Here is a 26030-nt window from a genome sequence, read left to right as displayed (position 1 = left end):
TCGGCCACCGCTCGAGCTGCCTGGACCCCACCGGCACCCTCCTTGCGTCGGCCGCCGATCACGAGAGACTCGGACCGTGCAGCACAACGACGAACAAGTCCTGTCCGGTGGGTTCGTCTCGACCGTGACGCGGCGGGGCGACGAGGTGTTCCGCTCGATGGGGGAGCGGCACGAGTACGTGCACGAGCTCCTGCGCTACCTCGCGGAGCGCGGCTGGCGCGGCGCACCCCGGCTGCTCCGCGTCGAGCCTCCGGCGACGGAGGTGGTCAGCTATGTCGACGGTCTCAGCGGCGCGGACGACGTCGTCCGGCGGGCGGCCGCCGCGCCGCTGTGCCTGGCCGGGGTCGCCCGGCTCGTGCGCGAGCTGCACGACCTGACGGCAGGCACCGAGCTCGCGGGAGACGCGGAGGTGGTGTGCCATCACGATCTCGACCCGCGCAACACCGTCTTCCGCCGCGGCGTGAGCGGTGTCGATCCGGTTGCGTTCATCGACTGGGACATCGCCGGACCGGGCCGGCGGATCGAGGACGTGGCACACCTGGTCTGGCAGTTCGTCCCGCTGGGCCCGGGCACCGACGTCAGCAGGGCAGCAAGGGCGCTCGTGACGGTCCGCGACGCCTACGGGCCGCTGGACCGGTCCGAGCTAGTGCCCACGGCGCTCTGGTGGCAGCACCGGTGCGCCGACGGCATCGACGCCGGCGCCCGGGCCGGTGAACCCGCCATGGTCCGGCTCGCCGAGCTCGGCGTACCCCACGCCGTCCGGCAGCAGGCAGCCTGGACGGCAGAGCATGCCGAGGAGCTCGCCCGGCTGCTGTGATACGTGACCGGGAGGGCCCGGCCGCTCGACGTCGCCGCACGTGCGAGGCACACTGACAACGGCGCGGACACCGAGGTCCGTGAGCCGGAGCGGAAGGGCACCACATGGCCGACTACGCGGACGTCTACCGGCGCAGCCTCGCGGACCCGGAGGGATTCTGGGGTGAGCAGGCAGCCCTTGTCTCCTGGTTCCGTAAGCCCACCCGCGCGCTCGACGACGACAGCCCGCCGTTCTACCGCTGGTTCCCCGACGGCAGGCTCAACACCTGCTACAACGCGTTGGACCGGCACGTCATCGCGGGTCGCGGGGACCAGGCGGCGCTGATCTACGACAGCCCGGTGACCGGGGCCTCGACGACCATCACCTACGCGTCGCTGCTGCAGGACGTCGCCGCGTTCGCCGGCGGCCTGCGCGACCTCGGCGTCGGGCCGGGCGACCGCGTGGTGCTCTACATGCCGATGGTGCCGGAGGCGGTCGTCGCGATGCTGGCCTGCGCCCGGCTCGGCGCCGTGCACTCGGTGGTGTTCGGCGGGTTCGCCGCGAACGAGGTCGCCCTCCGGATCGACGACGCCCAGCCGAAGGTGGTCGTGTCGGCGTCGTGCGGCGTCGAACCCACGCGGATCGTGGAGTACAAACCGCTGCTCGACAAGGCGCTCGAGCTGGCCGACCACGAGCCGGCGTCGTGCGTGGTGCTGCAGCGGCCCCAGGCCACGGCGACCATGGTCGACGGGCGGGACGTCGACTGGGCCACGGTGCTGCACGCCGGACGCACGAACCCCGCGCCGTGCGAAGAGGTCGCGGCGACCGACCCGCTGTACATCCTGTACACGTCGGGCACCACGGGAAAGCCCAAGGGGATCCTGCGCGACAACGGCGGCCACGCCGTGGCCCTGGCCTGGTCCATGCGCAACGTCTACGACATCGGGCCGGGCCAGGTCTGGTGGACGGCGTCCGACGTCGGCTGGGTGGTCGGCCACTCGTACATCGTCTACGGGCCGCTCATCGTGGGCGCGACCTCCGTGCTGTACGAGGGCAAGCCGGTAGGCACGCCGGACGCCGGGGCGTTCTGGCGGGTGGTCGCAGAGCACGGTGTCGAGGCGCTGTTCACCGCACCGACCGCGATCCGCGCGATCAAGAAGGAGGACCCGGAGGGGATCCTCCTGGCCGAGCACGACACCTCGTCCCTGCGGCACCTGTTCCTCGCGGGGGAGCGGCTCGACCCCGGCACCTACGAGTGGGCGGGACGAGCCCTCGGTGTGCCGGTGATCGACCACTGGTGGCAGACCGAGACGGGGTGGGCGGTCGTCGCCAACCTGCGAGGGCTGGCCCCGATGCCGACCCGGCCGGGATCGCCGTCGGTCCCGGTGCCCGGCTTCGACGTGCAGGTGCTGCTCCCTGACGGCACGGTCGCTCGGCCAGGGCAGGAGGGCAGCCTCGCGATCCGCCTCCCGCTGCCGCCTGGCACCCTGCAGACGCTGTGGCGTGACGACGAGCGGTACGTGTCCTCGTACCTCGCCGCCTACGACGGGTACTACCTCTCCGGCGACGGCGGCTACATCGACGACGACGGGTACGTCTACGTCATGGGCCGCACCGACGACGTCATCAACGTCGCGGGGCACCGCCTGTCCACCGGCGCGATCGAAGGTGTGCTCGCGGCGCACCCCGCCGTGGCGGAGTGCGCGGTGATCGGGGTCGCCGACCCGCTCAAGGGGCAGGTCCCGCGCGGGCTCGTCGTGCTCAAGGCGGGGGTCGATCCCAGCGGCGTGGCGGCGGAGCTCGTCGCGGCGGTGCGCGAGGAGATCGGCCCCGTCGCGGCCTTCAAGGACGTCCAGGTGGTCGCAGGACTGCCGAAGACCCGCTCGGGCAAGATCCTGCGGCGCACGATGCGGCAGCTCGCCGACGGCGAGCACCCCCAGGTGCCGTCGACGATCGAGGACCTGGCGGTGCTGGAGGCGCTGGAGCCCGTGCTGCGGCGGGAGTGAGCCGGGCGCCCGGTCCCGGCGCTGCCGACGCTCGGCTCGGTGACGTCGGCTGGTGACATCTGTCATGCCCCGACCCGTGCGGATCCCGGGCGAGCTGGTGATCGGTGGCACTGCCCGGCGCGCGTGCGGCGGCGGAGGGTGGGTGCATGAAGCGAATCCAGTTCGGTTCCTCCCATCCGGTCCCGACCGACGCACCCCGGCACGGTGCGTCCGACAGCGTGCGGCGTCGCGGCCGGCCACGACGAGCACGGGGCCGGGGCATGGCCCTGCTGACCGTGCTGGGCCTGGCCGGTGCGCTCGCTGTGCCCGCCGCAGCGGACGTCCGTCCGGACGACGTCGAGCCAGGGGGTGGGCCCGCCGCGCAGGTGGAGTGGGGCCCGTGCCCCGCCGATGTCGCGGCAGAGGCCGCACCGTACGTCCTGACCTGTGCAAAGGTGCCCGTGCCGCTGGACTACTCCCACCCCGACGGCGAGCAGATCGAGCTCCAGGTGTCCCGCCTGGCCAGCGACAACCCGGCCAAGCGGCGTGGAGTGCTCCTGCTCAACCCGGGCGGCCCGGGCGGTTCCGGGCTCGCGCAGTCCTCGCTCCTGATGTCGAGAGGGCTGCCCGACACCGTGCTGGACGCCTACGACCTGATCGGCATGGACACCCGCGGGGTCGGCCACTCGACCCGGATCGACTGCGAGTTCACCATCGGCGGCGACTACTTCGGCAACGTCCCGCCGTACGCGGTCGACGACGCGGCGGTCGTCCAACGAGCGGAGGTCGTCGAGGCCGCTGCCGAGCAGTGCGCCGCCAACGACGGGAACGGCCTGCTCCGCCACGTGTCGACGGCGAACATGGCCCGTGACCTGGACAGCGTCCGCGCGGCACTGGGCGAGGAGAAGGCCAGCTTCCTCGGCTACTCCTACGGTTCCGCGCTGGGCGCCGCCTACGCGTCGATGTTCCCCGAGACCGTCGACCGGGTGGTGCTCGACAGCAACGTCGGCGACACGCACCTCGACCAGGAAGGGCTGCGCAGGTTCGCCCAGGGGGTCGAGCAGACGTTCCCCGACTTCGCGAGGTGGGCGGCCAAGCGGCACACCGCCTACGGGCTGGGCCGGACGCCGGCACAGGTGCGTGCCCACTACTTCGAGACCGCCGAGCGGCTGGACCGCAACCCCGTGCAGGGGGTCGACGGCAGCCTGTTCCGCCAGGTCGTCTTCGGAGGGCTCTACAGCGAGCTGACCTACGGCCGGACGGCGCAGACCTGGCAGTCGCTGCTGGACGGCGACGCCTCTGGCGCCCAGAGCCTGCTGGACGCCACCCTCCTCGACGGTGTCCTGTCGGACGGCGTCGCCGCGACCGCTGCCGCGCAGGACGGCGTGGCGGCCGACGAGGTGTCGCCGCTCTCCAACGCCCTGTCGGTGTTCATCGCCTCGACCTGCAACGACAGCGAGTGGCCCGAGGACGTCAACGCCTACCGCCAGGCGGTGGCAGAGGACCGCAAGAAGTTCCCCATGTTCGGCGCGGCGTCGGCCAACATCCTGCCCTGCGCCTACTGGTCCGAGCCGGTCGAGCCGCCGGTGCAGATCGCCGACGAGGGTCCCCACAGCGTGCTGATCCTGCAGAACCGTCGCGACCCGGTCACCCCGCTGGCCGGTGGCGAGCGGCTGCACGAGAAGTTCGGTGACCGGTCCCGGCTGGTGACCGTCGACGGCAGCGGCCACGGCGTGTACGCGCTCGGCACCAACGCGTGCGCCCTGAACGTCGGCACGACCTTCCTGGTCGAGGGGGAGATGCCCAAGCGCGACGTCTCCTGCCGAGCGGGCTGACAGGTCTGGCGTAGCGGGAGCGCGCGGTCCTCGGGACCGCGCGCTCTCTCCGCTGCGGACGGGGGCCACCACGGCGCCGAAGGTCCCCGCGTGAACAGGGCGCCGCGCTAGTGTGGCGCCGTGCACTACCCCGGAGACCCTGGCCTCGTCCCCGAGCCTGCGTCGACGCAGCTGCCGGGCGGCTCGGTACTGATCGAGGACGGTGCGCGGGTCGGGACCGACCCCGTGCTGAGGCCCGCCGCGCGCTGGTGGCGCCGGGTCACGGAGGAGGCATTCGGCCTCGACCTCGTCCCCTCGGCGATCGACCGCGAGCCCGGCGTCGTCTTCGCCGTCGCCCCCGACCTGCCACCCCGCGGGTACCGCATCGAGGTGCGCCCAGCAGCGCGACGTCCAGCGCCCGCCGGGCCGGTGGCCGGCTCGGTCCAGGTCGAGGCAGCGGACCTGGCCGGCGCGCACGCCGCGGCCCAGACCCTGCGCCAGCTCGCCGGTCCGGCGGCCTACCGACGGAGCGGCACCCGACCGCTCGAGCTGCCGGTCGTGCGCATCGAGGACCACCCGCGCTTCGAGTGGCGCGGCGTGCTGCTCGACGTCGCACGCCACTTCCTGCCCAAGCACGACGTGCTGCGGTTCATCGACCTCGCTGCCGCCCACCGGCTGAATGTCCTGCAGCTGCACCTCACCGACGACCAGGGCTGGCGGCTGCAGGTCAACCGCTACCCGGAGCTGACCAGGACCGGTGCCTGGCGCCGCGAGTCGACGGTCGGCACCTGGCGCACCGGCTCGCGGGACGGACGCCCCCACGGCGGGTTCTACACGCAGGACGACCTGCGCGAGATCGTGGCCTTCGCCCGCGACCGGGACATCACCGTGGTCCCCGAGATCGACGTCCCCGGCCATGTCGAGGCGGCCGTCGCCGCCTACCCGGAGCTCGGCACGCGCAAGGACCGCAGCGGGGTCCGCACCACGTGGGGCATCAGCCAGGACGTGCTCGATCCGTCCGAGGGGTCCCTCGCGTTCTTCCGGCACGTGCTGGACGAGGTCTTCGACGTCTTCGACACGCCATGGATCGGCCTCGGGGGCGACGAGGTGCCGCCCACCCTGTGGCGCGAGTCGCCCCAGATCGTCGAGCGCGCGAGGTCGCTGGGGCTGGTCGGGTCCGACGGCGCCCCGGACGTCGCGCGGCTGCACGGCTGGTTCGTCGCCCGCCTCGCCGAGCACGTGTCCGACGCCGGCCGCCGTGCCGTGGTCTGGGACGAGGCGATGTCGCCGATGCTGCCGCGCGACGCGATCGTCACGTCGTGGCGCGGCTACGCCCAGGGTGCGGCGGCGCTCGAGACCGGGTACGACGTTGTCATGGCACCAGAGCAGGCCGTCTACCTCGACCACCGCGCCGGTGAGCACCCGGCGGAGCCGATCCCGGTCGGTTTTCTGCGGACCGTCGAGGACGTGTACGGCTTCGAGCCGCTCCCCGCCCCGCTGGCGGAGCATGTCGAGAACCGGGCCTCGACCACGGGCGCAGCCACGGGCGGGTCGGGCCCGGCCACAGTGCCGGGGCGCCTGCTCGGCACGCAGGCTCAGGTCTGGACCGAGCACCTCGACAACGCGCGGCGCGTCGACTACGCGACCTATCCCCGGCTGGCGGCATTCGCGGAGGTCGCCTGGTCGCAGCGGGCCGACCGGGCGCCGGGTTCCGCTGCGTCGAAGGAGTTCCTGGACCGCCTGGAGCGGCGGCACCTGCCTCGCCTCGACGCGTACGGCGTCGAGTACCGGCCGCTCACCGGGCCGCACCCGTGGCAGACCCGCCCCGGCGTCGAGGGCTACCCGCGCGACCTGGCGGCGGAGACCGCCGTCGGCGGCTGGGCCGGGATGGGCGGCTGGCGCGAGGACGGCGGGGCGGAGAACCTGGCCACCGAGGGCAGCGGCCCCGAGACCCCTGAGGGTGACGCATGACCGGCACGATCCTGGTTCGCGATGCCCGCGTGCCGCAGCCCGACGGCACCCTGTCCGAGCCGGTGGACCTGCACGTCGCACGCGGCAGGGTCGCCGCGATCACGCGTCCGGGTGCGCGCCCCGCCGTCGGGCAGGACGTCCTGGAGCCCGACGTCCGGACGCTCGACGCGCAGGGCAGGGTGGCGATGCCGGGGTTCGTGGACGCGCACACGCACGCGGAAGCCGCCGTCTTCGAGCCGGACGTGCAGCTCGCCATGCTGCGCCAGGGGATCACCACGGTCGTGACCGGGCAGGACGGAGTCTCCTTCGCCCCGACCGACGAGGCGACCTACGACTGGGCGAGCACCTACTTCGCCGCCATCGACGGACGGCACCCCACGTTCACGGGCGGCTCCGTCGGCGAGCTGCTCAGCACCTACCACCGCACGGTCCCCGTGAACGTCGCGTACCTCGCCCCGCACGGCACCCTGCGGTACCGGGTCATGGGGGCCGCGCAGCGTCCGGCGTCGGACGAGGAGGTTGCGGCGATGGTCGGCCTGCTGGAGCAGGCGCTGGACGACGGTGCCTGCGGGTTCTCGACCGGTCTCGAGTACGTGCCCGCCGCCTACGCCGACGAGCGGGAGCTGGCGGCGCTCGCGAAGGTCGTGGCTGTGCGAGGGCTGCCGCACGTGAGCCACATGCGCGGGTACGAGGACCGGGGCGTCGAGGCGCTCGACGAGCTGATGCGGGTCGCGCGCGCGTCCGGCGTCGCGACGCACGTCTCCCACCTGCACGGCCCGGCGGGGGAGCTGCTGGAGCGCGTCGGGGCAGCGCGCGCGGGTGGCCACGACGTCACCTACGACTCCTACCCGTACCTGCGGGGATGCTCGATCCTCTCGATGGTCGCCCTGCCGACGTGGCTGCCCCTTGCCGACGCCGCCGCGACCATCGACGCCCTGCGCGACCCCGCCACGGCCGCCCGCCTCGGCGAACACTTCGCCGGCCTGACCGAGCTCTGGCCGCGCATCACGTTCGCGTCCGTCCCCGGCCTGGAGTGGGCGGAGGGCATGACCCTGCTCGACGTCGCCGCGCGGCTCGGGCGCTCGGCCCCCGACACGGTGGTCGAGGTGCTCACGACGACCGCGCTCCGCGCGAGCTGCGTGTTCGCGCAGCCACCGACCAACTCACCGGAGTCCGTCCGCACGCTGGCGGGGCACGAGGCGCACCTCGCGGGCTCGGACGCCATCTACTGGGGCGGGCGGCCGCACCCGCGCGGCTGGGGTGCCTTCGCCCGGCTGCTCGACGAGCACGTGCGCCGTGGGTCGTGGACCTGGTGGGATGCGGCCGAGCACCTGTCGGCGCGCGCCGCGCGCCGGTTCGCGCTGACCGGCCGCGGGGAGATCGCGACGGGTGCCGTCGCCGACATCGCGCTCGTCGACCCCGGCCGGGTCCGCGACGAAGCGACCTACGAGGAGCCGCGCACGCCGGCGTCGGGCATCGAGGACGTGCTCGTCGGCGGGGTGCCCGTGCTGGCCGCCGGACGGCTCACCGGTGCGACGCCGGGGCACGGCCTGCGTCCGGCACCCGCCGGATCCGCGACCCGGACCGCTGGCTGACGGGCGGCGCGTGCGCGCACGGCCGGAGACACGGCAGGATGTGGGTGTGCTGCGCATCGACGACCCCACGTTCACCTGGCCCCTGCTGACCCTCGACGAGGCGGCGCTGGACCACAACATCGCCACCGTGGCGCGCGCGCTCGACGAGGGCGGTGTGGAGCACGCTCCGCACGTGAAGACGCACATGTCCCGCGAGATCTGGCAGCGGCAGGCCGCCGCCGGGGCGTGGGGCGCCACCGTCGCGACGCCCGCACAGCTCCGGACGGCGCTCGGCTGGGGCGTCGCGGGCCCCGGACGCCGCGCCTTCCTCGCCAACGAGCTGGTCGACCCCCGCGACATCGCCTGGCTGCGCGCGGCACTCACCGACGGCACCGCCGACCGGGCCGCCGACGAGGTCTGGGTGTACGTGGACTCCGCCCGCGGGATCGACCTGCTCGCCGAGGGCTTCGCGGGCGCCGCACCCGACGACGCCGCCCGGCTGGGCGTGCTCGTCGAGCTCGGCGTGCCCGGCGGACGCACCGGGGTGCGCACGGTGTCCGACGCCGTGGCCCTCGCCGGCCTGGTGCACGACGCCGGCCTGCGCCTGGTCGGCGTCGCCGGCTACGAGGGCCCGGTGGCGGGCGGCACCAGCCCCGACGAGCTGACCGCCGTCGGCCGCTGGTGCGATCAGCTGCGCGAGGTGGCGACCGGGATCGCCGGCCTCGTGACAGGGCCGGTCGTGCTGAGCGCGGGCGGCAGCGCGTTCGCCGACGTCGTCACCCGGCGTCTGGCCGTGCCGGTCCAGGACGCGGCAGGCGAGACCGTGCCGACCCGGGCGGTCGTGCGGTCCGGCGCGTACGTGACCCACGACCACGGGCACTACCTGCGTACCGACCCGTGGACGCGGCTGGGTGCGCCGGCGCTGCGCCCAGCGATCACGGTCTGGGCCTCCGTGCTGTCCGCGCCGGAGCCTGGCCTCGTCATCTGCGGCATGGGGCGCAGGGACGTGTCGTTCGACATCGACCTGCCGACGCCGCTCGTCGTGCGCCCCGCCGACGGCGCCGGCCGCCTCGGCGAGGCCCGGGAGCTGGCGGGCGTGCAGGTGACCGCGCTCAACGACCAGCACGCCTACCTCTCCGTCGAGCCGGTGAGCGAGGGCGGGCTGCGGCCGGGCGACGTCATCGGGTTCGGCATCTCGCACCCGTGCACGACGTTCGACAAGTACCGCACCGCCCTGGTGACCCGCGGCGACGAGGTCACCGAGCAGGTCACCCTCGATTTCTGAGCCGGCGGGGCCCACCTGACGTACCTGACCACCTGACGTACCCGACCCACCGCATGACCAGAGCAAGGAGAACCCCATGACCGCCAAGACCGCCATCTCCACCCCGGACGCCCCTGCACCGGCGCACACGTTCCACCAGGGCGTCCGCAAGGGGCCGTTCGTCCAGGTGTCGGGGCAGGGGCCGACGGACCCGGCGACGGGGGAGTACGTGCACCTCGGTGACGTGGCCGCGCAGACCACGCGCACGCTGGAGAACGTGCGGGCCATCGTCGAGGCCGGCGGCGCGACGTTCGACGACGTCGTGATGCTGCGCGTCTACCTCCTCGAGCGCGAGGACTTCGCGCCGATGAACGAGGCCTACGGCGAGTTCGTGACGAAGCACTGCCCGAGCGGCGTGCTGCCGAGCCGGACCACCGTGTTCGTGGGCCTGCCGCGCGAGGAGATGCTGGTCGAGATCGACGCGCTGGCGATCACCGACTGAGCGCGGCCGGCGGGGCTTGACCCCGCCCCTACGTGATGGTTCTGACTGTCTCCATGAGGCTGATTCCCATCGCGTACCTGTCGTCCTACCTGCTGTCGCTGCTGGGTAACTCCATCGCGGGAGTCGCGTTCCCGCTGATCGTCCTCCAGATCACCGGGAGTGCCCTCGGCGCCGGCACGGTGGCCGCGGCGACCGCCGTGCCCGCCGTGCTCGCCGGCCTGGTCATGGGCGTCGTGATCGACCGGATCAACCGCCGCACCTCGTCCGTCGTCACGGACCTGGTGTCGGCAGCCTCGGTCGCCGCGCTGCCGGTCGTCGACATGGTCTCTGGCCTGAGCCTCGGCTGGTTCGTCCTGTTCGGGATCATCGGGTCGCTCGGCGACGTGCCCGGGATGACGGCTCGTGATGCCCTGCTGCCCGCGATCGTGCGCCATGGCGGGATCAGCTCCGAACGGCTGGTGGGTATCAGGGAAGGGCTCGGTGCGATCGCGCTGCTGCTGGGTCCGGCGGCGGCCGGAACCCTGATGGTGCTCTTCGACGGCTCGACCGTCCTGTGGATCACCGCCGCGACGTCGCTGCTGGCTGCCCTGCTGACCCTGCTGATCCCGCACCGGGTGGGAGCGGTCGCCGTCGGTCGTGATCTCGCGCCGACGGACAACGGCTGGACACAGCTCCGCGACGGCTGGCGGGTGCTGCTGCGCAGCCCGTTCCTGATTGCCACGACGGCGCTCAGCGTGGTCTCGGTGCTGGTGCTGGCGTCCCTGCAGGGCCTGGTGCTGCCGGTCTGGTTCACCCAGGTCGGCCAGCCAGGGATGCTGGGCTTCGTCCTCACCGCCCTCGCGGCCGGGATGCTCGTGGGCGCTGGGCTCTATGCGGGTGCCGGTACGCGCGGGACACGCAGGACGTGGTTCCTCACCGGGCTCGGCGGGACGACGGTCGGGTTCGGCGTCATCGTCACGCTGTCCTCGGTGTGGGTGGTCTTCGCGGGCGCCTTCGTGGTCGGGCTCGCCAGCGGGCTGTTCGGCAGCCTGATGGGGGTGCTCATGATCGAGCGCATCCCCGAGCGGATGCGCGGACGGATCATGGGCACGCAGAATGCGGTCATGACTGCTGCTCCGCCGGTCGGGCTGCTTGCCGCCGCCGTGCTGACCGAGTACATCAGCGTCGAGGTCGCGGCGGTCGCGCTCGCCGGCGTGTGGCTGATCGCCGTCGCCGTCGGCCTGTTCGCGCGGTCGCTGCGCCACCTGGAACCGGAGCCTGCGGCGACGACGGACGACGCGAAGGTGGTGGCGGCACGTGCGTAGCGGCGAGCTGGCCCGCCTCGCCGGAGTCACGGTGCGGGCGCTGCGGCACTACCACGAGGTGGGGGTGCTCCCCGAGCCCCGGCGGGACAGCAACGACTACCGCAACTACGACATGCACGACCTCGTCCGGCTCCTGCGCATCAAGCGCCTGGCGGCCGTCGGCATACCGCTCGAACGGATGCCGGACCTGCTCGACGACTCGCCCGGCGACACGGGGGCTCTCATGGACGAGCTGGACGCGGAGCTTGCCGAGCAGATCGACCGGCTGACCAGCCAACGGGCACTGATCGCCCACCTGCGTGAACACCGTGTCGCGCCGGACCTCCCGCCGGAGCTGGCACCGTTCGTCGCCATGTTCGCGGCAGCCGACCTCCCGCCGGAGCTGATGCGGTTCGACCGGGACCAGACGGTGCTCCTGGCCCACCTGGCCGGTGAGGCGGCGATGCCGCACCTGACTCGCTTCTACCAACGGATCAGCGATCCCACGATGGTCCCGCTGGTCAGCGCCGTCGTCGGACGGTTCAGCCGGCTGGGCGCTGACAGCACCGACCAGGAGATCTCGTCCGTCGTCGACAGCTTCACGACGACGTTCCACGGGCTGGTCACCGAGTTCGCCGAGCAGGACCTGCTCGACCTCGGCTCCGCCGATCTCGTCAGCGAGCACACGGCGGACCTGCTCAACGAACAGCAGCTGCAGGCGCTCGCGCAGATCGAGGCCCGGTTCGCCGCTCCGTAGGACGACGGGCGGGTGAGCCGACCGAGCCCGAGGTCAGGGCTCGACGGGCTCCGGCTCGGCGGTGACCGGCGCCGGGCCGTCGTCGCCCTTGGCGAGCTGCCTGCGCACGCCGACCACCACGAGCAGCACCAGCCCGCCCAGCGCGAGCCACGGGATGATCGCACCGAGCACCAGGACGACCACGTTGAACGTGCTCACCAGGGCGCTCCAGCCCGCGGACAGGCCACCGAGGAAGCCGCCCGGCTGGGCCTGGGCCGCCGGCGTGCCTTCCGCGACGATCTCGACGTTCAGGGTGGACATGGCCACCTCGTCCGAGAGCCGGCTGCGCTCGGACACGCGGGAGTCCAGCTCGGCCTGCCGCGTCGCGAGCTCTGCCTCGATCTCGATGAGGTCGGCGGTGCGGTCGGCGTCCGCCATGAGCTCGCGCAGCCGGTCGGTCGACGTGCGCAGCGCAGCGATCCGGGCGTCGAGGTCCTGTGCGGTGCCGGTGACGTCCACCGTCTCGACGTGGCGGTCGCGCACGTCGCCGAGCTCGTCGAGGGCGTCCAGCGTGGCCGACACCCGGTCGGCGGGGATGCGGAGGGTCATTGACGCGGTGCCGGGCTCGTCGTCGGTCCCCGCACGTTCGTCGCGCGCCTCCACGCGGCCGCCGGCCGCCTCGACCAGGTCGGCGATCTGCTCCGCCGCTTCGAACGGGTCCTCGACGGCGAGTGTCGCGTTGCCGGTGGTGATGAGCTCCCGGTTGACCGCTTCCTCAGGGGCCTCGGCGAGGCCGACGGCGCCCGCCGCACCGGTGACCGCGTCCTCGGCCGAGCCCGGCGCCACCGCCTCGCTGCGCGCACCGTCGCCGTCGGAGGCCGCGTCGGCCCCGCCGCCGGACTCGCTCGCGCCACCTCCCGAGCAGGCCGCGAGGGTGACCGCGAGGGCCGCCCCGACGACCGCCGCCAGGAGATTATGGGCGAGTCGGCGAGCGGGCATGCCCACGTCCCCCCTGGCTGACCGGTTGCGCTTCATGGGACGAGCGTATGAGGCCGACAGGGCCGGAACCCGCCCCACCTGAGAACTGTGATCCCTTTGTGAACTTGTGGGCCCGGTGACCCGATTTTTCATCGGTTTTGCGCTGTTTTTGATCACGCTGCGGTCACGCTGTGCCGACGGCGCCAAGGTGCGGCAGTCTCGGATTCGTCAGGTACGTGAAGTAATCCGAAGACGGCGGCAGGGTGCGTCCAGAACTCCGGTGCAAGGTGACCCACGTAACAGTCTTGTTACGGGTCATACCGGGTGATGGACAGAGACTCTGTTAAGGAGGTCTACTAACAAACATGGCGACGACGACAGAGCGGAACGGCACCGGGCGAGGGCTCGGCGCACGCTTGCGCGCCACGTCCAAGGTGCTCCCCGAGCACGCAAGGGCACACAACCGGTCCCTCGTGCTGCAGCACCTCTTCCACGAGGGACCCACCTCCCGGGCCGACCTTGCCCGGGCAACCTCGCTCACCCGCGTCACCATCTCGGACCTGGTCTCGGTGCTCATCACCGAGGGCCTGGTGGAGGAGCTCGGCACGCGGCCCGGTCAGCGCGTCGGCAAGCCCGCGATCCTGGTGGGCCTGCGGACCGACGCCTACCAGATCGTGGCCGTCGACCTCACCGAGTACGGCCGCATGCGCGGTGCCGTGCTCAGCCTCACCGGCGAGATCGTGGTGCGCCGTCAGCTCGACATCGACGGCCGGACCGGCGACGAGCTGGTCGACCTGCTCACCCGCTTCATCCGCCGGCTCGTGGCCGCTGCGAACCACCCGGTGATCGGCGTCGGCGTCGGCTCGCCCGGCATCGTCGGCCTGGACGGGCGCGTGGTCGAGGCCCCCAACCGCGGCTGGTACGACGTGCCGCTCGCCGAGATCCTCGGCGAGCGCCTCGGCCTGCCCGTGCACGTCGCGAACGACGCCAACACGGCGGCGCTCGGGGAGTTCACCTACGGCGGCGGCAGCTCCGGCATGCTCGTGGTCACGGTCGGTGCGGGCGTCGGTGCCGGTGTGGTGGTCGACGGCGTGCGGGTGCACGGCCAGGGCGACGCCGCCGGCGAGATCGGCCACGTCACCGTCGTCGACGACGGAGACGACTGCGCCTGCGGCCGTACCGGCTGCCTCGAGACCGTGCTGTCCGTGCCCGCGCTGCGGCGCGCGATCGCGCACAAGAACCGCGAAGATTCCGACGTCGCTCTGGCGTCGGCAGGCCGGGTGCTTGGTGTGACCCTCGCCCCGGTCGTCAGCGCGCTCAACCTCACGGAGGTGTTGCTGAGCGGTCCCCGTGGCCTGCTCGACGGCGCCCTGCGCGAGGCCGCGCTGGACACCATCCGTCAGCGCACGATGCCGGCCATCAACTCGGGCCTGCAGCTGCGGATGGCCGCACTCGACGAGGACGTGGTGCTGGCGGGTGCCGCCGTCCTCGTGCTTTCCGCCCAGCTGGGGGTCTCGTGAGCATCCGTGCGCACGTGTCGGCGGCAGGCGTCTCATCGAGCTTCCACTCGAGTCATCACCACGCACCGCGACACAAAGTCGTATCCCGGGAGGAACACAAACGTGAACAGAAACCGTCTCGTCGGCGCTGCGGCGTCGGCGATCACCCTGACCCTCGCGCTCAGCGCGTGCGGTAACGCGGGCGGCGCCGCGACCGCCGAAGAGACCGGCCCCGGCGAGGTCCGGGTCTGGCTCGTCGGCACCGACACGCCGCCAGAGGCACGCGACTACCTGAAGAAGACCTTCGAGGAGCAGAACGAGGGCAGCACCCTCGTCATCGAGGAGCAGGCCTGGGACGGCCTGGTCGACAAGTACACGACGGCGCTGGCCGGCTCGGACGCGCCCGACGTGGTCGAGATCGGCAACACCCAGGCCGCCGCGTTCACCTCGGCGGGCTACTTCCGCGAGATCACCGGGGACGAGTTCGAGACCCTGGGCGGCTCGGACCTGATCCCGGGCTTCGTCGAGGCCGGCGACTGGGAGGGCAAGCACTACGCCCTGCCGTACTACTCGGGTTCGCGCGTCGTCTTCTACTCGAAGCAGATCCTGGGTGACACACCGGTGCCGACGAGTCTCGACGAGTACGTCGAGACCGCCGTCGACCTGAAGACCGACGACCTGTCCGGCGTCTACTGGCCCGGCCAGGACTGGTACAACGCCCTGCCCTTCATCTGGGAGAACGGCGGCTACATCGCCGAGCAGGCCGAGGACGGCACGTGGGACGCCGGCTTCTCCTCCGAGGGTGGCCTCGCCGGTCTTGAGCAGGTCCAGACCATCATGACCAAGGGCAACAACGCCCCGTCCGACGCCCAGGAGACCGACCTGCAGGTGCCGTTCTGCGAGGGCAAGGTCGCCTTCCTCTCCGCGCCGAGCTGGATCCAGTGGTCCATCAACGCTCCCGAGGAGCCGGAGGACCCCGAGGGCGTGCCGGGCTGCGCCTCCACGTACGGCAAGGACCTCGAGGGTCTGGCCCTGCCCGGCAAGGACGGCGGCGCCGCGCAGGTGTTCGCCGGCGGCTCGAACATCGCCATCGCGCAGAAGTCGGCCCGTCCGGACCTCGCGATGAGCGCCTACGAGATCCTGCTCAGCGACGAGTACCAGTCGATCCTCGCGGGCATCGGCCTCTTCCCGGCCAAGACCTCGCTCTTCGAGAAGGTCGACCAGAGCAACTCGATCGGCAAGGCCGCCGCTGAGGCAGCCGCCAACGCCAAGCTGACCCCCGCCTCCCCGAAGTGGGCAGACGTCGAGTCGAAGATGCTGCTGCAGAGCGCCTTCACGAAGATCGCCTCCGGCGAGGACGTGAAGACCGTGGCCGAGCAGCTCGACGCGGACATCGAGGAGATCCTCAACAGCTGATCGCCAAGTCAGCACTACTTCCCGTCCCGCCCGGTGCGACCCCAGAAAGCCCGGGCGGGACGGGACACCACTGCCCGCTGGGCGCGCCACCGCCCGATCCCTGAGGACGACGACATGAGCCTTCTCGCGGACCTTCCCGCGCCTCCGAAGACACCCCGCCAAGAGATCCGGCAGCCGACCCGGAAGCCCTTCCTGCCGTGGCTCCTGCTCTCGGCCGCCATGGTCATCCTCGGCGTGCTGACCGGCTTCCCCCTCGTCCGCCTGGTCCTGATGTCGTTCCAGGAGTACGAGCGGGCCCAGCTGATGGGCCAGCCCGCCACGTGGGTCGGGCTCGACAACTACACGACGATCCTGACCGACGTCGACGGCTTCTGGACCGTGCTGGCCCGCAGCTTCGTGCTCATGGTCGTGCTGGTGGCCGTCACGATCGTGCTCGGCATGCTCGTGGCCCTGCTCATGATGCGGGTCGGCAAGGGCCTGCGGCTCCTCATGTCGGTAGGCCTGCTGCTGGCCTGGGCCATGCCGTCGCTGGCGGCGACGACGGTGTGGGGCTGGCTCTTCGACACGCAGTACGGCGTGATCAACAATGTGCTCACCGCGATCACCGGGGACCGGTGGTTCGGCTACTCCTGGCTGCTCGACCCGTTGTCCTTCTTCGTGATCGTGGCGTGCATCGTCGTGTGGGGCGCCGTGCCGTTCGTCGCGTTCACGCTGTACGCGGGCCTGACGCAGATCCCGGAAGAGGTCATCGAGGCCGCACAGCTCGACGGCGCGAGCGCGTTCCAGCGCTTCCGGCTCATCCAGCTGCCCTACGTGCGCACCATCGTCACGGTGCTCGTGGTGCTGTCGATGATCTGGGACCTGAAGCTCTTCACGCAGGTCTTCGTGCTGCAGGACATCGGCGGTGACCGCGAACTGACCAGCACGATCGGCGTCTACATCTACCAGACGGGCATGGCCCAGGGGCACTACGGCCTGGCGAGCGCGATCGGCGTCATCTTCGTGATCGTGATGCTGGCCATCGCCTACCCCTATGTGCGGCGCACGCTGCGGGAGGAAGAGCTGTGATCAACATCCGCAAGCGACTCGCCGACACCGGGTTCGGTGCCCTCGCCATCGCCGTCTTCGTGTTCTCCGCGTTCCCGGTGTACTGGATGGTCAGCACGTCGTTCCTGCCGAACAACCGGATCCGGGGCGAGAACCTCGCGTTCTTCCCGACGCCGGACGTGTTCACGCTGGACAACTACCGCGCGGCGATCTTCAACGCGCGAGCGCCGTTCCCGCCCGCCGTGCTGAACTCGATCGGTGTCACGTTCCTGACACTGGTGATCGCTGTGGTCGTCGGGTTCGTGGCCGCGCTCGCCCTCACCCGGTTCCAGTTCAAGGGCCGCCGGACGTTCATCGTCATGGTCCTCGTTGTCCAGATGATCCCCGGAGAGGCGATGATCATCTCGTTGTTCCGGATCATCGACGGCTGGCAGCTGCTCAACACGATCATCGGTCTGACGCTCGTGTACGCGGCGGGAGTCCTGCCGTTCACCATCTGGACGTTGCGTGGCTTCGTCAACGGTGTACCCAAGGAGCTGGAGGAGGCGGCGATGATCGACGGGTGCTCCCGGGCCGGTGCGTTCTGGCGGGTCACCTTCCCGCTGCTCGCCCCTGGGCTGGTCGCCACCGGCGTGTTCGCCTTCATCCAGGCGTGGAACGAGTTCGTCACGGCGCTGGTGATCATGCAGCGGCCCGAGGCGATGACCCTGCCGCTCTGGCTGCGCACGTTCGTGCAGGCCACCCAGGCCACCAACTGGGGTGCGGTCATGGCGGCGTCGGTGCTCATCGCGATCCCCGCGGTGATCTTCTTCCTGATCGTGCAGGGCAGGATGACCGGTGGCCTGGTTTCCGGCGCGGTGAAGGGCTGATGGACAGCAGGTCCGGTACGGGTGCGTCCGACCAGGGCGAACCCAGCAAGCGAAAGGTCGGGATGGGAAAGGTCGGCAAGCGGAAGGGGAGCGCCCGGTCCGAGACGGGGCGGGAGCCCGCGTACACGGTCGGCCTCGACATCGGCGGGACGAAGATCCTCGGCGCGCTCCTCGACCCGGAGGGCGAGGTAGTCGGTACGGTGCGCCGGACGACGGTGCACGGCGCCGACGGGCTCGTGGCGGGTGCGGCGCAGGCGGTGCGTGACGTCGTCGCGTCCGGAGGCGTGGAGCTCGGGGACGTGGCCGGCGTGGGGCTGGGTATCCCCGGCATCGTCGACCACCGCTCCGGCACGGTGAAGCACGCGGTCAACCTCGGTGTGCACGACGACGAGCTGCCGCTCGCCGAGCTGCTGTCCGCCGAGCTGGGCGGGGTGCCCGTGGTGGTCGAGAACGACCTCAACGTGGCCGCCGTCGGCGCGGCGCACGTGCTGGAGCGCGCGGGTGGCGAACCGGAGCACGAGGACCTGGCGTTCCTGGCGCTCGGCACCGGGCTCGCGTCAGGCCTCGTGCTCGAGGGGCAGCTGCGCCGCGGCGTGAGCGGTGCGGCGGGCGAGATCGGGCACATCCCCGTCGACCCGCTGGGGCCGGAGTGCACGTGCGGTCAGCGCGGCTGCCTGGAGCGGTTCGCGTCGGGCAAGGCGCTGGAGGCGGCGTGGCCGTCCCGGCACGGCAAGCCTGCGCCGGTGGAGCTGTTCGAGGCCGCCCGCAGGGGTGACCAGGAGGCGATAGCCGTGAAGGACCGGTTCGCCGATGCCACGGCCTCGGCGGTACGGCTGCTCGTGCTGACCACCGACGTGCGCCACGTGGTGCTCGGCGGAGGCGTGGCACAGCTCGGTACAGAGCTCCTGGACGCCGTGCAGGACGCGCTGCGGGAGCAGGCCAAGGTGTCGCCGTTCCTCGGGTCGCTCAAGCTGGCGGACCGCGTGCAGCTCGCGCCGACCCACGTTCCGGTCGCCGCGGTGGGCGCGGCGGTCCTGGGAAGGAGAAGCTGATGGAGGTTGTGATTGCCCCGGCGGGTGAGCTCGCGCGGTTGGCGGCGGATGCTGTGCAGGAGCTGTTGGTGGCCCGGCCCGGGGCGGTGCTGGGGCTGGCGACCGGGTCCTCACCGCTCGCGGTGTACGACGAGCTGGCTCGCCGTCATGCCGAGGAGGGGTTGTCGTTCGCGCGGGCGCGGGCGTTCATGCTCGACGAGTACGTGGGCCTGCCCGCTGCCCATCCCGAGCGGTACCGCACCGTGATCGAGAAGGAGTTCGCCGCGCGGGTCGACATCGCCCCGGGTGCGGTGCAGGGCCCGGACGGTCTGGCGGCGGACCTCCCGGCGGCGTGCGCGGCGTACGAGGCGGCGATCACGGACGCGGGGGGTGTGGACCTGCAGCTGCTGGGTATCGGTACGGACGGGCACATCGCGTTCAACGAGCCGGGTTCCTCGCTCGCGTCACGGACCCGGATCAAGACGCTGACGAAGCAGACCCGTGAGGACAACGCGCGGTTCTTCGGCGGGTCGGTCGAGGACGTGCCGCGGCACTGTCTGACCCAGGGGCTGGCGACGGTCATGTCGGCACGGCACCTGGTGCTGCTGGCGTCGGGGCGGGCCAAGGCCGAGGCGGTCCACCAGCTGGTGGAGGGACCGATCTCGGCGATGTGGCCCGCCACGATCATGCAGATGCACCCGCATGCCACGGTCCTGGTGGACGACGCTGCGGCCTCCCGGCTCCAGCTCGCCGACTACTACCGCCAGACCTACGCGGGCAAGCCCGACTGGCAAGGGCTCTAGCGGATCAGAGGTAGTTGCCCGCCACCGGCGCGGGCTTCCACCGGCCCGACGTCGCGACGTCGGTGACCCGGTCCGTCGTCAGGCCTTCCGGGCCGTGCTCGAGGATCGAGCGGCGGGCGACCTCGCGCAGGTCCGCGCCCGTGGCGCCGTCCAGGTAGGAGGCCACCTGGGCGACGTCGACGGCGGAGTCCGGGGGCAGGAACAACCGCAGGATCTCCGTGCGCCCTGCCTGGTCCGGCGGCGGCACCTCGATGATCGTGTCGAAGCGGCCGGGCCGCTTCACGGCCGGGTCGAGGGAGTCGGGGTCGTTCGTGGTGGCGACGGTCAGCACGTCGTCGGAGCTGCGGGTGCCGTCGAGAGCGTCGAGGAACTCGGCGAACGAGGTCTCGCCGCGCGAGCCCTTCGACGCCACCGAGTCGATCTCCTCCAGCACCACCAGGCAGGGGCCAAGGCCGCGGATCTCCTCGTAGAGCTCGGTCATCCAGGTGCGCAGCACCTCTGCCGTGACGAGCACGACCGTGAGCGGTCCCGCGAGCTCCGTCGCGATCACCCGGGTGAGCTTGGTCTTGCCGACCCCGGGCTTGCCGGCGAGCAGCAGGCCGCGCGACGTCGTGTGACCGAGTGCGCGCAGGGCGTCGCGGCGCGTGGTGACGCTGGAGCAGAACAGGTCGACCTCGTGCCACAGCTCGGCGGGCAGCACGACGTCGCCGCGCACCTGCACTGTGTGCTTGACCGGCGTCAGCTCGACGGAGCCGCTCGGCGCCCGTGCGGACAGGACACCACCGCGGTACGGGTGGTCGACCTCCAGCGTGCGGGTCAGGTCAGCGAGCACCTGCTCGGCGAGGGCGAGGCCGCCCGGCGGGGTGAAGGCGGTGACCGTGGGCGTCCCGTACCGGTAGGCCACCTCAACGGCCACCGGCGTCTCGTACGCGGACCCGGCGCGGAACAGGACGGTGGCCACGGCGGGCACGCTCACGGAGGTGCCGTTGCCGAGATCGAGGGCGGCGCGCTGCGGCGCTCCGCCGGGGCCGAACACCGCGACGTCGTCCGGGTGCCGCTCGACCCAGCGCTGGAGCGCGTAGGCGTGCAGCCGCTGCAACGTGCGCGACATGTCGCGCGAGACGTTGACCAGCGCACTCTCCTCGACGTCCCACTGACGGGCGAGCCACTCGCTCGACGAGCGGGGGTCCTTGGGGCGCTCCGGGATGGGGCGGCCGAGCATGGCGGCCACCGCGGCCACCGCACGGCGGGCGGCCTCGTCGTTGTCACCGAAGTCGGGCCAGTCGGGCTCGGGCAGGCCGTCCGACAGGTCTCGGGCCAGGTCGTCCGCCAGATCGTCCGCCAGGTCGTCGGTCAGGTCGGTGGAGAGAGTGGTGGACAGGGTGTCGGCGAGGTCGGCTGGGGAGGCGGCGCCGTCGTCGGGCAGAGTGAGGCTCCTCTCGGGGTGGGGATGTGACATGCGTCAGTTATATCTGTGGTCACCGACACCACCGCAAGCCATTCCGCGCCCTGATCCCCGGGAAGGGCCCCGGACCTGCCCCGGGACAGACCTCAGGGCGTGTCCCGTCGGAGTGAGCGTCGGTGGTCCCGCGTAGACTTCTCGCCATGACCGAACCACTCTCGAACCCGCAGGACGAGCCCAGTACGCAGGGCGGTACGAGCGTCCTCGAGCGCGAGGAGACCCGGGACGAGACCGAACCCGGTGACCACGAACGCTTTGCGCACTACGTGCGCAAGGAGAAGATCATGCAGTCCGCCATGAGCGGCAAGCCCGTGATCGCGCTCTGCGGCAAGGTCTGGGTCCCGGGCCGGGACCCGAAGAAGTTCCCGGTGTGCCCCCGGTGCAAGGAGATCTACGAGGGCCTCCGTGAACCGCAGGACGGCGGCGAGGGCGACTCTTCGAAGTGACGAGCCAGCCGCAGCAGCTGCCCCACACACCGTCGTCTGCGGCCGCTTCGTCGCTCAGCCCTGCCTTTCCACGTCGCGCCCCCTGGGGCACGGCGTCGAGTCTGCGCGCCTGGCAGGCGGAGGCCCTTGAGCTGTACCGCGAGAAGAACCCGCGGGACTTCCTGGCCGTCGCCACCCCCGGCGCTGGCAAGACGACGTTCGCGCTCCGCATCGCCACCGAGCTCCTCGAGCAGGGCGTGGTCCGACGGGTCACGGTCGTGGCGCCCACCGAGCACCTGAAGACCCAGTGGGCCGACGCCGCAGCCCGCGTCGGTATCCGCATCGACCCGCACTTCAAGAACTCGCAGGGCAGGCACGGCTCCCACTACGACGGCGTCGCGCTCACCTATGCCCAGGTCGCCGCCAAGCCGGCGCTGCACCGCGCCCGCACGGAGGCCGCACGCACCCTGGTGATCCTCGACGAGGTCCACCACGGTGGCGACGCCCTGAGCTGGGGCGACGCCGTCCGCGAGGCGTTCGAGGTGGCGGACCGCCGCCTGGCGCTCACCGGCACCCCGTTCCGCAGCGACACGTCAGCGATCCCGTTCGTGGAGTACGAGGCCGACGCAGAGGGCATCCGCCGCTCGAAGGCCGACTACACCTACGGCTACGGCGAGGCCCTGCGCGACCACGTGGTCCGGCCCGTCCTGTTCATGTCCTACGCGGGCGACATGCGCTGGCGCACCAAGATGGGCGACGAGGTCAGCGCCCGCCTCGGCGAGGCCATGACCAAGGACATGACCGGGCAGGCCTGGCGCACCGCGCTCGACCCGGAGGGGCAGTGGATCCCGTCGGTGCTCTCGGCGGCGGACAAGCGCCTCGCCGAGGTGCGCCGCACGGTCCCGGACGCCGGCGGCCTGGTCATCGCCACCGACCAGGACAACGCGCGCGCCTACGCCACCCACCTGCAGGACATCACGGGCAAGCGCCCCACCGTCGTCCTGTCCGACGACGAGGGCGCGTCCGGCCGCATCGAGGAGTTCGCGCAGAGCGAGGACCGCTGGATGGTGGCGGTGCGGATGGTGTCGGAGGGTGTCGACGTGCCGCGCCTCGCCGTGGGCGTCTACGCGACGAGCGCCTCCACGCCGCTGTACTTCGCACAGGCGATCGGCCGGTTCGTGCGGGCCCGCAAGCGGGGCGAGACGGCGTCGATCTTCCTGCCGAGCGTCGCACCGCTGCTGAACCTGGCCAACTCGATGGAGCAGGAGCGCGACCACGCGCTCGACCGGCCGCGCACGGCCGAGGAGCAGGGCATCGAGTACGACCCGGAGGCCGCGCTGGTCGCGGAGGCGAACAAGGAGGAGAAGGCGTCGAGCGAGCTGCTCGGCTCGTTCCAGGCGCTGGACGCGCAGGCCACGTTCGACCGCGTCCTCTTCGACGGCGGCGAGTTCGGCACGAGCGCCGACCCCGGCTCCGCGGAGGAGCTCGACTTCCTCGGCCTGCCAGGGCTCCTGGAGCCCGACCAGGTGGCGACCCTGCTGCGCCAACGGCAGGCGGACCACCTCAAGGCCCGCGGGGGAGCGCCGTCGGCCCGCGACGTCGAGAACGAGCGGTCGGAACAGGAGCACCGCCGCGCGGCCGAGCTGCGCAAGGAGCTGTCCAAGCTCGTCTCGGCGTGGGCCAAGCGCAGCGGCCAGCCGCACGGCATGGTCCACACCGAGCTGCGCCGCACGTGCGGAGGGCCCGAGGTGCCGCTCGCGACCGCCGACCAGCTCGCGGCACGCGTGGCCCAGGTCCGACGCTGGTTCGTCGGCCAGAAGTAGCCCGGACCGAAGAAGTTTTCAGGAGCACGACGATCCGCATGTTGAGACAAGAGGCTGCCATGACCCTGTTCACGTCCCCCAGCTGGCCGCACTGGCCTACCGTGAGTGCATGACCGACGAGCTTCGGGGCATCGGCGCCTCGCTCACAGACTCGTGGCCTGCGTTCGACAACGGTGTCGAAGAACCGCAGCCGCTCCCTGCAGCACCCCTGCCGGCGGTACGCCCGTCGGTCGCGCTCCTGACCGACCGCTATGAGCTGACCATGCTCCAGGCGGCGCTCGCGGACGGCACGGCGCATCGGCACTGCGTGTTCGAGGTGTTCACCCGGCGCCTACCACCGGGTCGCCGCTACGGCGTCCTGGCGGGGACCGGCCGTGTCCTGGAAGCGCTGCCACACTTCGTGTTCGAGGACGCGGAGCTGGCGTACCTCGAGGAGAACGGCATCGTGGACCGCCGGACCCTCGACTACCTCGCGAACTACCGGTTCTCCGGCACCATCCAGGGCTACGTCGAGGGCGAGGTGTTCTTCCCCGGCTCGCCCGTGCTGCAGGTCGAGGGCACGTTCGCCGAGGCCGTCCTGCTGGAGACCCTGATCCTGTCGATCCTGAACTACGACTCGGCGGTGGCCTCTGCGGCGTCGCGCATGACCAGCGCGGCGGGCGGACGTCCCGTGCTGGAGATGGGCTCGCGCAGGGCGAGCGAGCAGGCCGCCGTCGCGGCGGCCCGGGCCGCCGTGATCGGTGGCTTCGCCGGCACGTCCAACCTCGAGGCCGGGATGCGGTACGGGCTGGACACGATCGGCACCGCCGCGCACTCCTTCACGCTGCTGCACGACACCGAGCGGGACGCCTTCGCCTCGCAGGTCGCCTCGCTGGGCCCCGGCACCACGCTGCTGGTCGACACGTACGACGTGCGGCACGGCGTGGCGACCGCCGTCGAGGTGGCGGGCACCGGGCTGGGCGCCGTGCGCCTCGACTCCGGTGACCTCGGCGGTCTGGCGCAGGAGGTGCGCAAGCAGCTCGACGAGCTCGGCGCCCGGGACACGAAGATCGTCGTCACGTCCGACCTCGACGAGTACGCGATAGCGTCCCTGGCCGCCGCGCCGGTGGACGTGTACGGCGTCGGGACGTCGGTCGTGACCGGGTCGGGTGCGCCGACCTGCGGCATGGTCTACAAGCTCGTAGCGCGAGCCGACTCGTCGGGCGTGCTCCAGCCGGTGGCGAAGGCGTCGGCCAACAAGGCGTCGGTGGGCGGTCGCAAGGCCGCCGCGCGACGGTACGGGCGCGACGGGCACGCCGTCGAGGAGATCATGGTGACGGGCCCGGACACCGCGGTGGCCGAGTGGACGCCGCAGAGCGACGACCTGCGCCCGCTGCTCGCCCCGATGGTGGTCGACGGCGCCGTCGACTCGCGCTGGGTGGGCCCCTACGGGGTGGCGAACGCGGCGATCAACCACGGTATGGTGCGCGCCGAGCTGCCGCGTGGCGCACGCAGGCTGTCCGACGGCGACCCGGCGATCCCGACGGTGGACCTGCGCCTCGACGACCTCCTCGATTGACGCAGGTCACAGCCCGGCGACAACTTCGCGAAAATTGCGGACAAGGGTGTCCAGGGGAGGGACGAAACCGCCTAGAGTGAGACCTGTGACTTCTTCCCCACCGCCGCTGCTCAAGCCCATGGGGTCAGCCGGGACGGCCGTCGAGGAGGACACCGAGGTGGACATCGCCTCGGGGGTTGCCGACCCGTGGGTGACGATCGTCTGGAACGACCCCGTGAACCTGATGTCGTACGTGACGTACGTCTTCGAGAGCTACTTCGGGTACCCGCGCGTCAAGGCGGAGCGGCTCATGACCCAGGTGCACAAGGACGGTCGGGCGGTCGTGTCCAGCGGCGGACGCGAACGCATGGAGGTGGACGTGCAGGCGATGCACGGGTTCGGCCTGTGGGCGACGCTGCAGGAGTCGGGCGCGCGAGGAGCCGCATGACTCCGTTCCGCGCCATGCGGCGGGGCTACGAGGCCAGGTTCGAGCCGGTGGAACGGGTCGTCCTGGCCCGGGTGGCGCGCGACGTCGCGGACATGCTGCGCGACGAGGCCGGCCTGGACCTGCTCCCCGACATCGGCGAGCTCGGGTTCTCGACGCATCCCGGCCCCGGCAAGGGGCAGGCGTGGGCCAACGGCCTGCTCGCCCCGGACGAGCTGACCGACGCCGACCTGGCACGGCTCACGGGCGTCACCGGTGTCGGACGCATCCCGACGGACCCTGCGGCGCGGCGGCTCCTGCCGGACGCGAGCAAGGACGACGCCGAGATGGCCGACGAGTTCCGCCGGCTCACGCAGAACGACGTGGCCCAGGCGAAGGTGGACCGCCTCGAGGCGTTCGCCGCGCTGCTCGACCTGCCGACGGGCGAGGACGCCCCCTCCCCGCTGGGCCGGCACGGCGCTCCGCCGCCGGTGCGGGTGCCGCGCGAGGACGCCGAGCAGTTCGCGGGGGCGCTCACCGACGTGCGGCTCGTGATCGCCGAGCGGCTCGGCCTGAAGTCGGACGACCAGGTCATGCAGCTCACCGACGAGATCATGTGGGACCGGCAGGCCGGCCGCGAGATCCCCGTGGCGACCGACGGGCGCGCGGCCCGGCGCTTCTGGTCCGGGGTGTTCGTCGCAGCGGGGTACGCACAGGAGACCCTGATGGACGTGATGCTCGGGGAGCTGCGTGGGCGGCGTCCGCCCGGCCCGGCTGCTGCCTCCGAGTGA

Annotated in this window: 22 protein-coding genes; 20 read left to right on the top strand and 2 right to left on the bottom strand. The window is 72.0% G+C overall.

Translation table 11 applies throughout. The features are described from left to right. Window positions 1-76 precede the first annotated feature (76 nt). The 9 genes from ACFS27_RS24555 (at window position 77) to ACFS27_RS24515 (ending at window position 11946) form a co-directional block, all read left to right on the top strand. Window positions 77-817: a phosphotransferase gene (locus ACFS27_RS24555; protein ID WP_377188877.1), complete on the top strand. Its 741-nt coding sequence runs from the start codon at window positions 77-79 to the stop codon at window positions 815-817. Window positions 818-921: 104 nt separating this feature from the next. After that, a complete protein-coding gene (locus ACFS27_RS24550) occupies window positions 922-2802 on the top strand; it encodes a propionyl-CoA synthetase (RefSeq protein ID WP_377188875.1) in 1881 nt (626 codons plus the stop codon). Window positions 2803-2948: 146 nt separating this feature from the next. Continuing rightward, window positions 2949-4616 (top strand): alpha/beta hydrolase, encoded by a 1668-nt coding sequence (locus ACFS27_RS24545; RefSeq protein ID WP_377188872.1) that lies wholly within the window; start codon window positions 2949-2951, stop codon window positions 4614-4616. Between the two features lie 120 nt (window positions 4617-4736). Then, window positions 4737-6566 (top strand): beta-N-acetylhexosaminidase, encoded by a 1830-nt coding sequence (locus tag ACFS27_RS24540; RefSeq protein WP_377188870.1) that lies wholly within the window; start codon window positions 4737-4739, stop codon window positions 6564-6566. Beyond that, a complete protein-coding gene (locus ACFS27_RS24535; RefSeq protein WP_377188867.1) occupies window positions 6563-8161 on the top strand; it encodes an N-acyl-D-amino-acid deacylase family protein in 1599 nt (532 codons plus the stop codon). The genes ACFS27_RS24540 and ACFS27_RS24535 overlap by 4 nt, the downstream gene beginning before the upstream one ends. Window positions 8162-8207: 46 nt before the next feature. After that, complete coding sequence (locus ACFS27_RS24530; protein WP_377188864.1) at window positions 8208-9425, top strand: alanine racemase; 1218 nt, start codon at window positions 8208-8210, stop codon at window positions 9423-9425. A 76-nt stretch (window positions 9426-9501) separates the two neighbouring features. After that, window positions 9502-9906 carry a RidA family protein gene (locus tag ACFS27_RS24525; RefSeq protein WP_377188861.1) on the top strand — a complete coding sequence of 135 codons (405 nt, stop codon included), beginning with the start codon at window positions 9502-9504 and terminating at the stop codon, window positions 9904-9906. Window positions 9907-9959: 53 nt separating this feature from the next. Further along, entirely contained in the window at window positions 9960-11210 is a 1251-nt protein-coding gene (locus ACFS27_RS24520) for an MFS transporter (RefSeq protein WP_377188858.1), read from the top strand. Further along, window positions 11203-11946 carry a MerR family transcriptional regulator gene (locus ACFS27_RS24515; RefSeq protein WP_377188856.1) on the top strand — a complete coding sequence of 248 codons (744 nt, stop codon included), beginning with the start codon at window positions 11203-11205 and terminating at the stop codon, window positions 11944-11946. The genes ACFS27_RS24520 and ACFS27_RS24515 overlap by 8 nt, the downstream gene beginning before the upstream one ends. A gap of 33 nt (window positions 11947-11979) precedes the next feature. On the opposite strand, the gene ACFS27_RS24510 is transcribed toward ACFS27_RS24515, so the two are convergent. Next, complete coding sequence (locus ACFS27_RS24510) at window positions 11980-12960, bottom strand: DUF4349 domain-containing protein (RefSeq protein WP_377188854.1); 981 nt, start codon at window positions 12958-12960, stop codon at window positions 11980-11982. Window positions 12961-13268: 308 nt separating this feature from the next. On the opposite strand from ACFS27_RS24510, the gene ACFS27_RS24505 reads away from it, so the two are divergent. The 6 genes from ACFS27_RS24505 to nagB all read left to right on the top strand — a co-directional run bounded on the left by ACFS27_RS24505 (window position 13269) and on the right by nagB (window position 19568). Then, window positions 13269-14423, top strand: coding sequence for an ROK family transcriptional regulator (locus ACFS27_RS24505; RefSeq protein ID WP_377188851.1), 1155 nt, complete (start codon window positions 13269-13271; stop codon window positions 14421-14423). A gap of 102 nt (window positions 14424-14525) precedes the next feature. Continuing rightward, a complete protein-coding gene (locus tag ACFS27_RS24500; protein WP_377188848.1) occupies window positions 14526-15818 on the top strand; it encodes an extracellular solute-binding protein in 1293 nt (430 codons plus the stop codon). Between the two features lie 114 nt (window positions 15819-15932). Continuing rightward, window positions 15933-16886 carry a carbohydrate ABC transporter permease gene (locus ACFS27_RS24495; RefSeq protein ID WP_377188845.1) on the top strand — a complete coding sequence of 318 codons (954 nt, stop codon included), beginning with the start codon at window positions 15933-15935 and terminating at the stop codon, window positions 16884-16886. Beyond that, a complete protein-coding gene (locus tag ACFS27_RS24490) occupies window positions 16883-17734 on the top strand; it encodes a carbohydrate ABC transporter permease (protein WP_377188842.1) in 852 nt (283 codons plus the stop codon). Before ACFS27_RS24495 ends, ACFS27_RS24490 begins: the two co-directional genes overlap by 4 nt. Further along, on the top strand, window positions 17734-18786 hold the full coding sequence (locus ACFS27_RS24485; RefSeq protein WP_377188839.1) for an ROK family protein: 1053 nt from the start codon (window positions 17734-17736) through the stop codon (window positions 18784-18786). Before ACFS27_RS24490 ends, ACFS27_RS24485 begins: the two co-directional genes overlap by 1 nt. Continuing rightward, window positions 18786-19568 (top strand): glucosamine-6-phosphate deaminase, encoded by a 783-nt coding sequence (gene nagB, locus ACFS27_RS24480; protein ID WP_377188837.1) that lies wholly within the window; start codon window positions 18786-18788, stop codon window positions 19566-19568. The genes ACFS27_RS24485 and nagB overlap by 1 nt, the downstream gene beginning before the upstream one ends. 4 nt (window positions 19569-19572) lie before the next feature. Here the strand turns inward: nagB and ACFS27_RS24475 are convergent, their stop codons facing one another. Then, window positions 19573-21027 carry an AAA family ATPase gene (locus ACFS27_RS24475; RefSeq protein ID WP_377188834.1) on the bottom strand — a complete coding sequence of 485 codons (1455 nt, stop codon included), beginning with the start codon at window positions 21025-21027 and terminating at the stop codon, window positions 19573-19575. Window positions 21028-21173: 146 nt separating this feature from the next. On the opposite strand from ACFS27_RS24475, the gene ACFS27_RS24470 reads away from it, so the two are divergent. From ACFS27_RS24470 to ACFS27_RS24450, 5 genes are all read left to right on the top strand, one after another. Beyond that, complete coding sequence (locus tag ACFS27_RS24470; RefSeq protein ID WP_377188831.1) at window positions 21174-21476, top strand: DUF3039 domain-containing protein; 303 nt, start codon at window positions 21174-21176, stop codon at window positions 21474-21476. Beyond that, window positions 21473-23278, top strand: a complete 1806-nt coding sequence (locus ACFS27_RS24465) for a DEAD/DEAH box helicase (protein WP_377188828.1) — start codon at window positions 21473-21475, stop codon at window positions 23276-23278. Before ACFS27_RS24470 ends, ACFS27_RS24465 begins: the two co-directional genes overlap by 4 nt. Before the next feature lie 109 nt (window positions 23279-23387). Then, window positions 23388-24836: a nicotinate phosphoribosyltransferase gene (locus ACFS27_RS24460; protein ID WP_377188826.1), complete on the top strand. Its 1449-nt coding sequence runs from the start codon at window positions 23388-23390 to the stop codon at window positions 24834-24836. Between the two features lie 118 nt (window positions 24837-24954). Beyond that, window positions 24955-25263, top strand: a complete 309-nt coding sequence (gene clpS, locus ACFS27_RS24455; RefSeq protein ID WP_377191166.1) for an ATP-dependent Clp protease adapter ClpS — start codon at window positions 24955-24957, stop codon at window positions 25261-25263. After that, window positions 25260-26030, top strand: a complete 771-nt coding sequence (locus tag ACFS27_RS24450) for a DUF2017 family protein (protein ID WP_377188823.1) — start codon at window positions 25260-25262, stop codon at window positions 26028-26030. The genes clpS and ACFS27_RS24450 overlap by 4 nt, the downstream gene beginning before the upstream one ends.

It is taken from the genome of Promicromonospora vindobonensis, assembly GCF_042685865.1.
GTDB classification, from domain to species: Bacteria; Actinomycetota; Actinomycetes; order Actinomycetales; family Cellulomonadaceae; genus Promicromonospora; species Promicromonospora vindobonensis.
The sequence above is the reverse complement of the archived record's forward strand: the minus strand, read 5'-3'. Positions and strand labels throughout refer to the sequence as shown.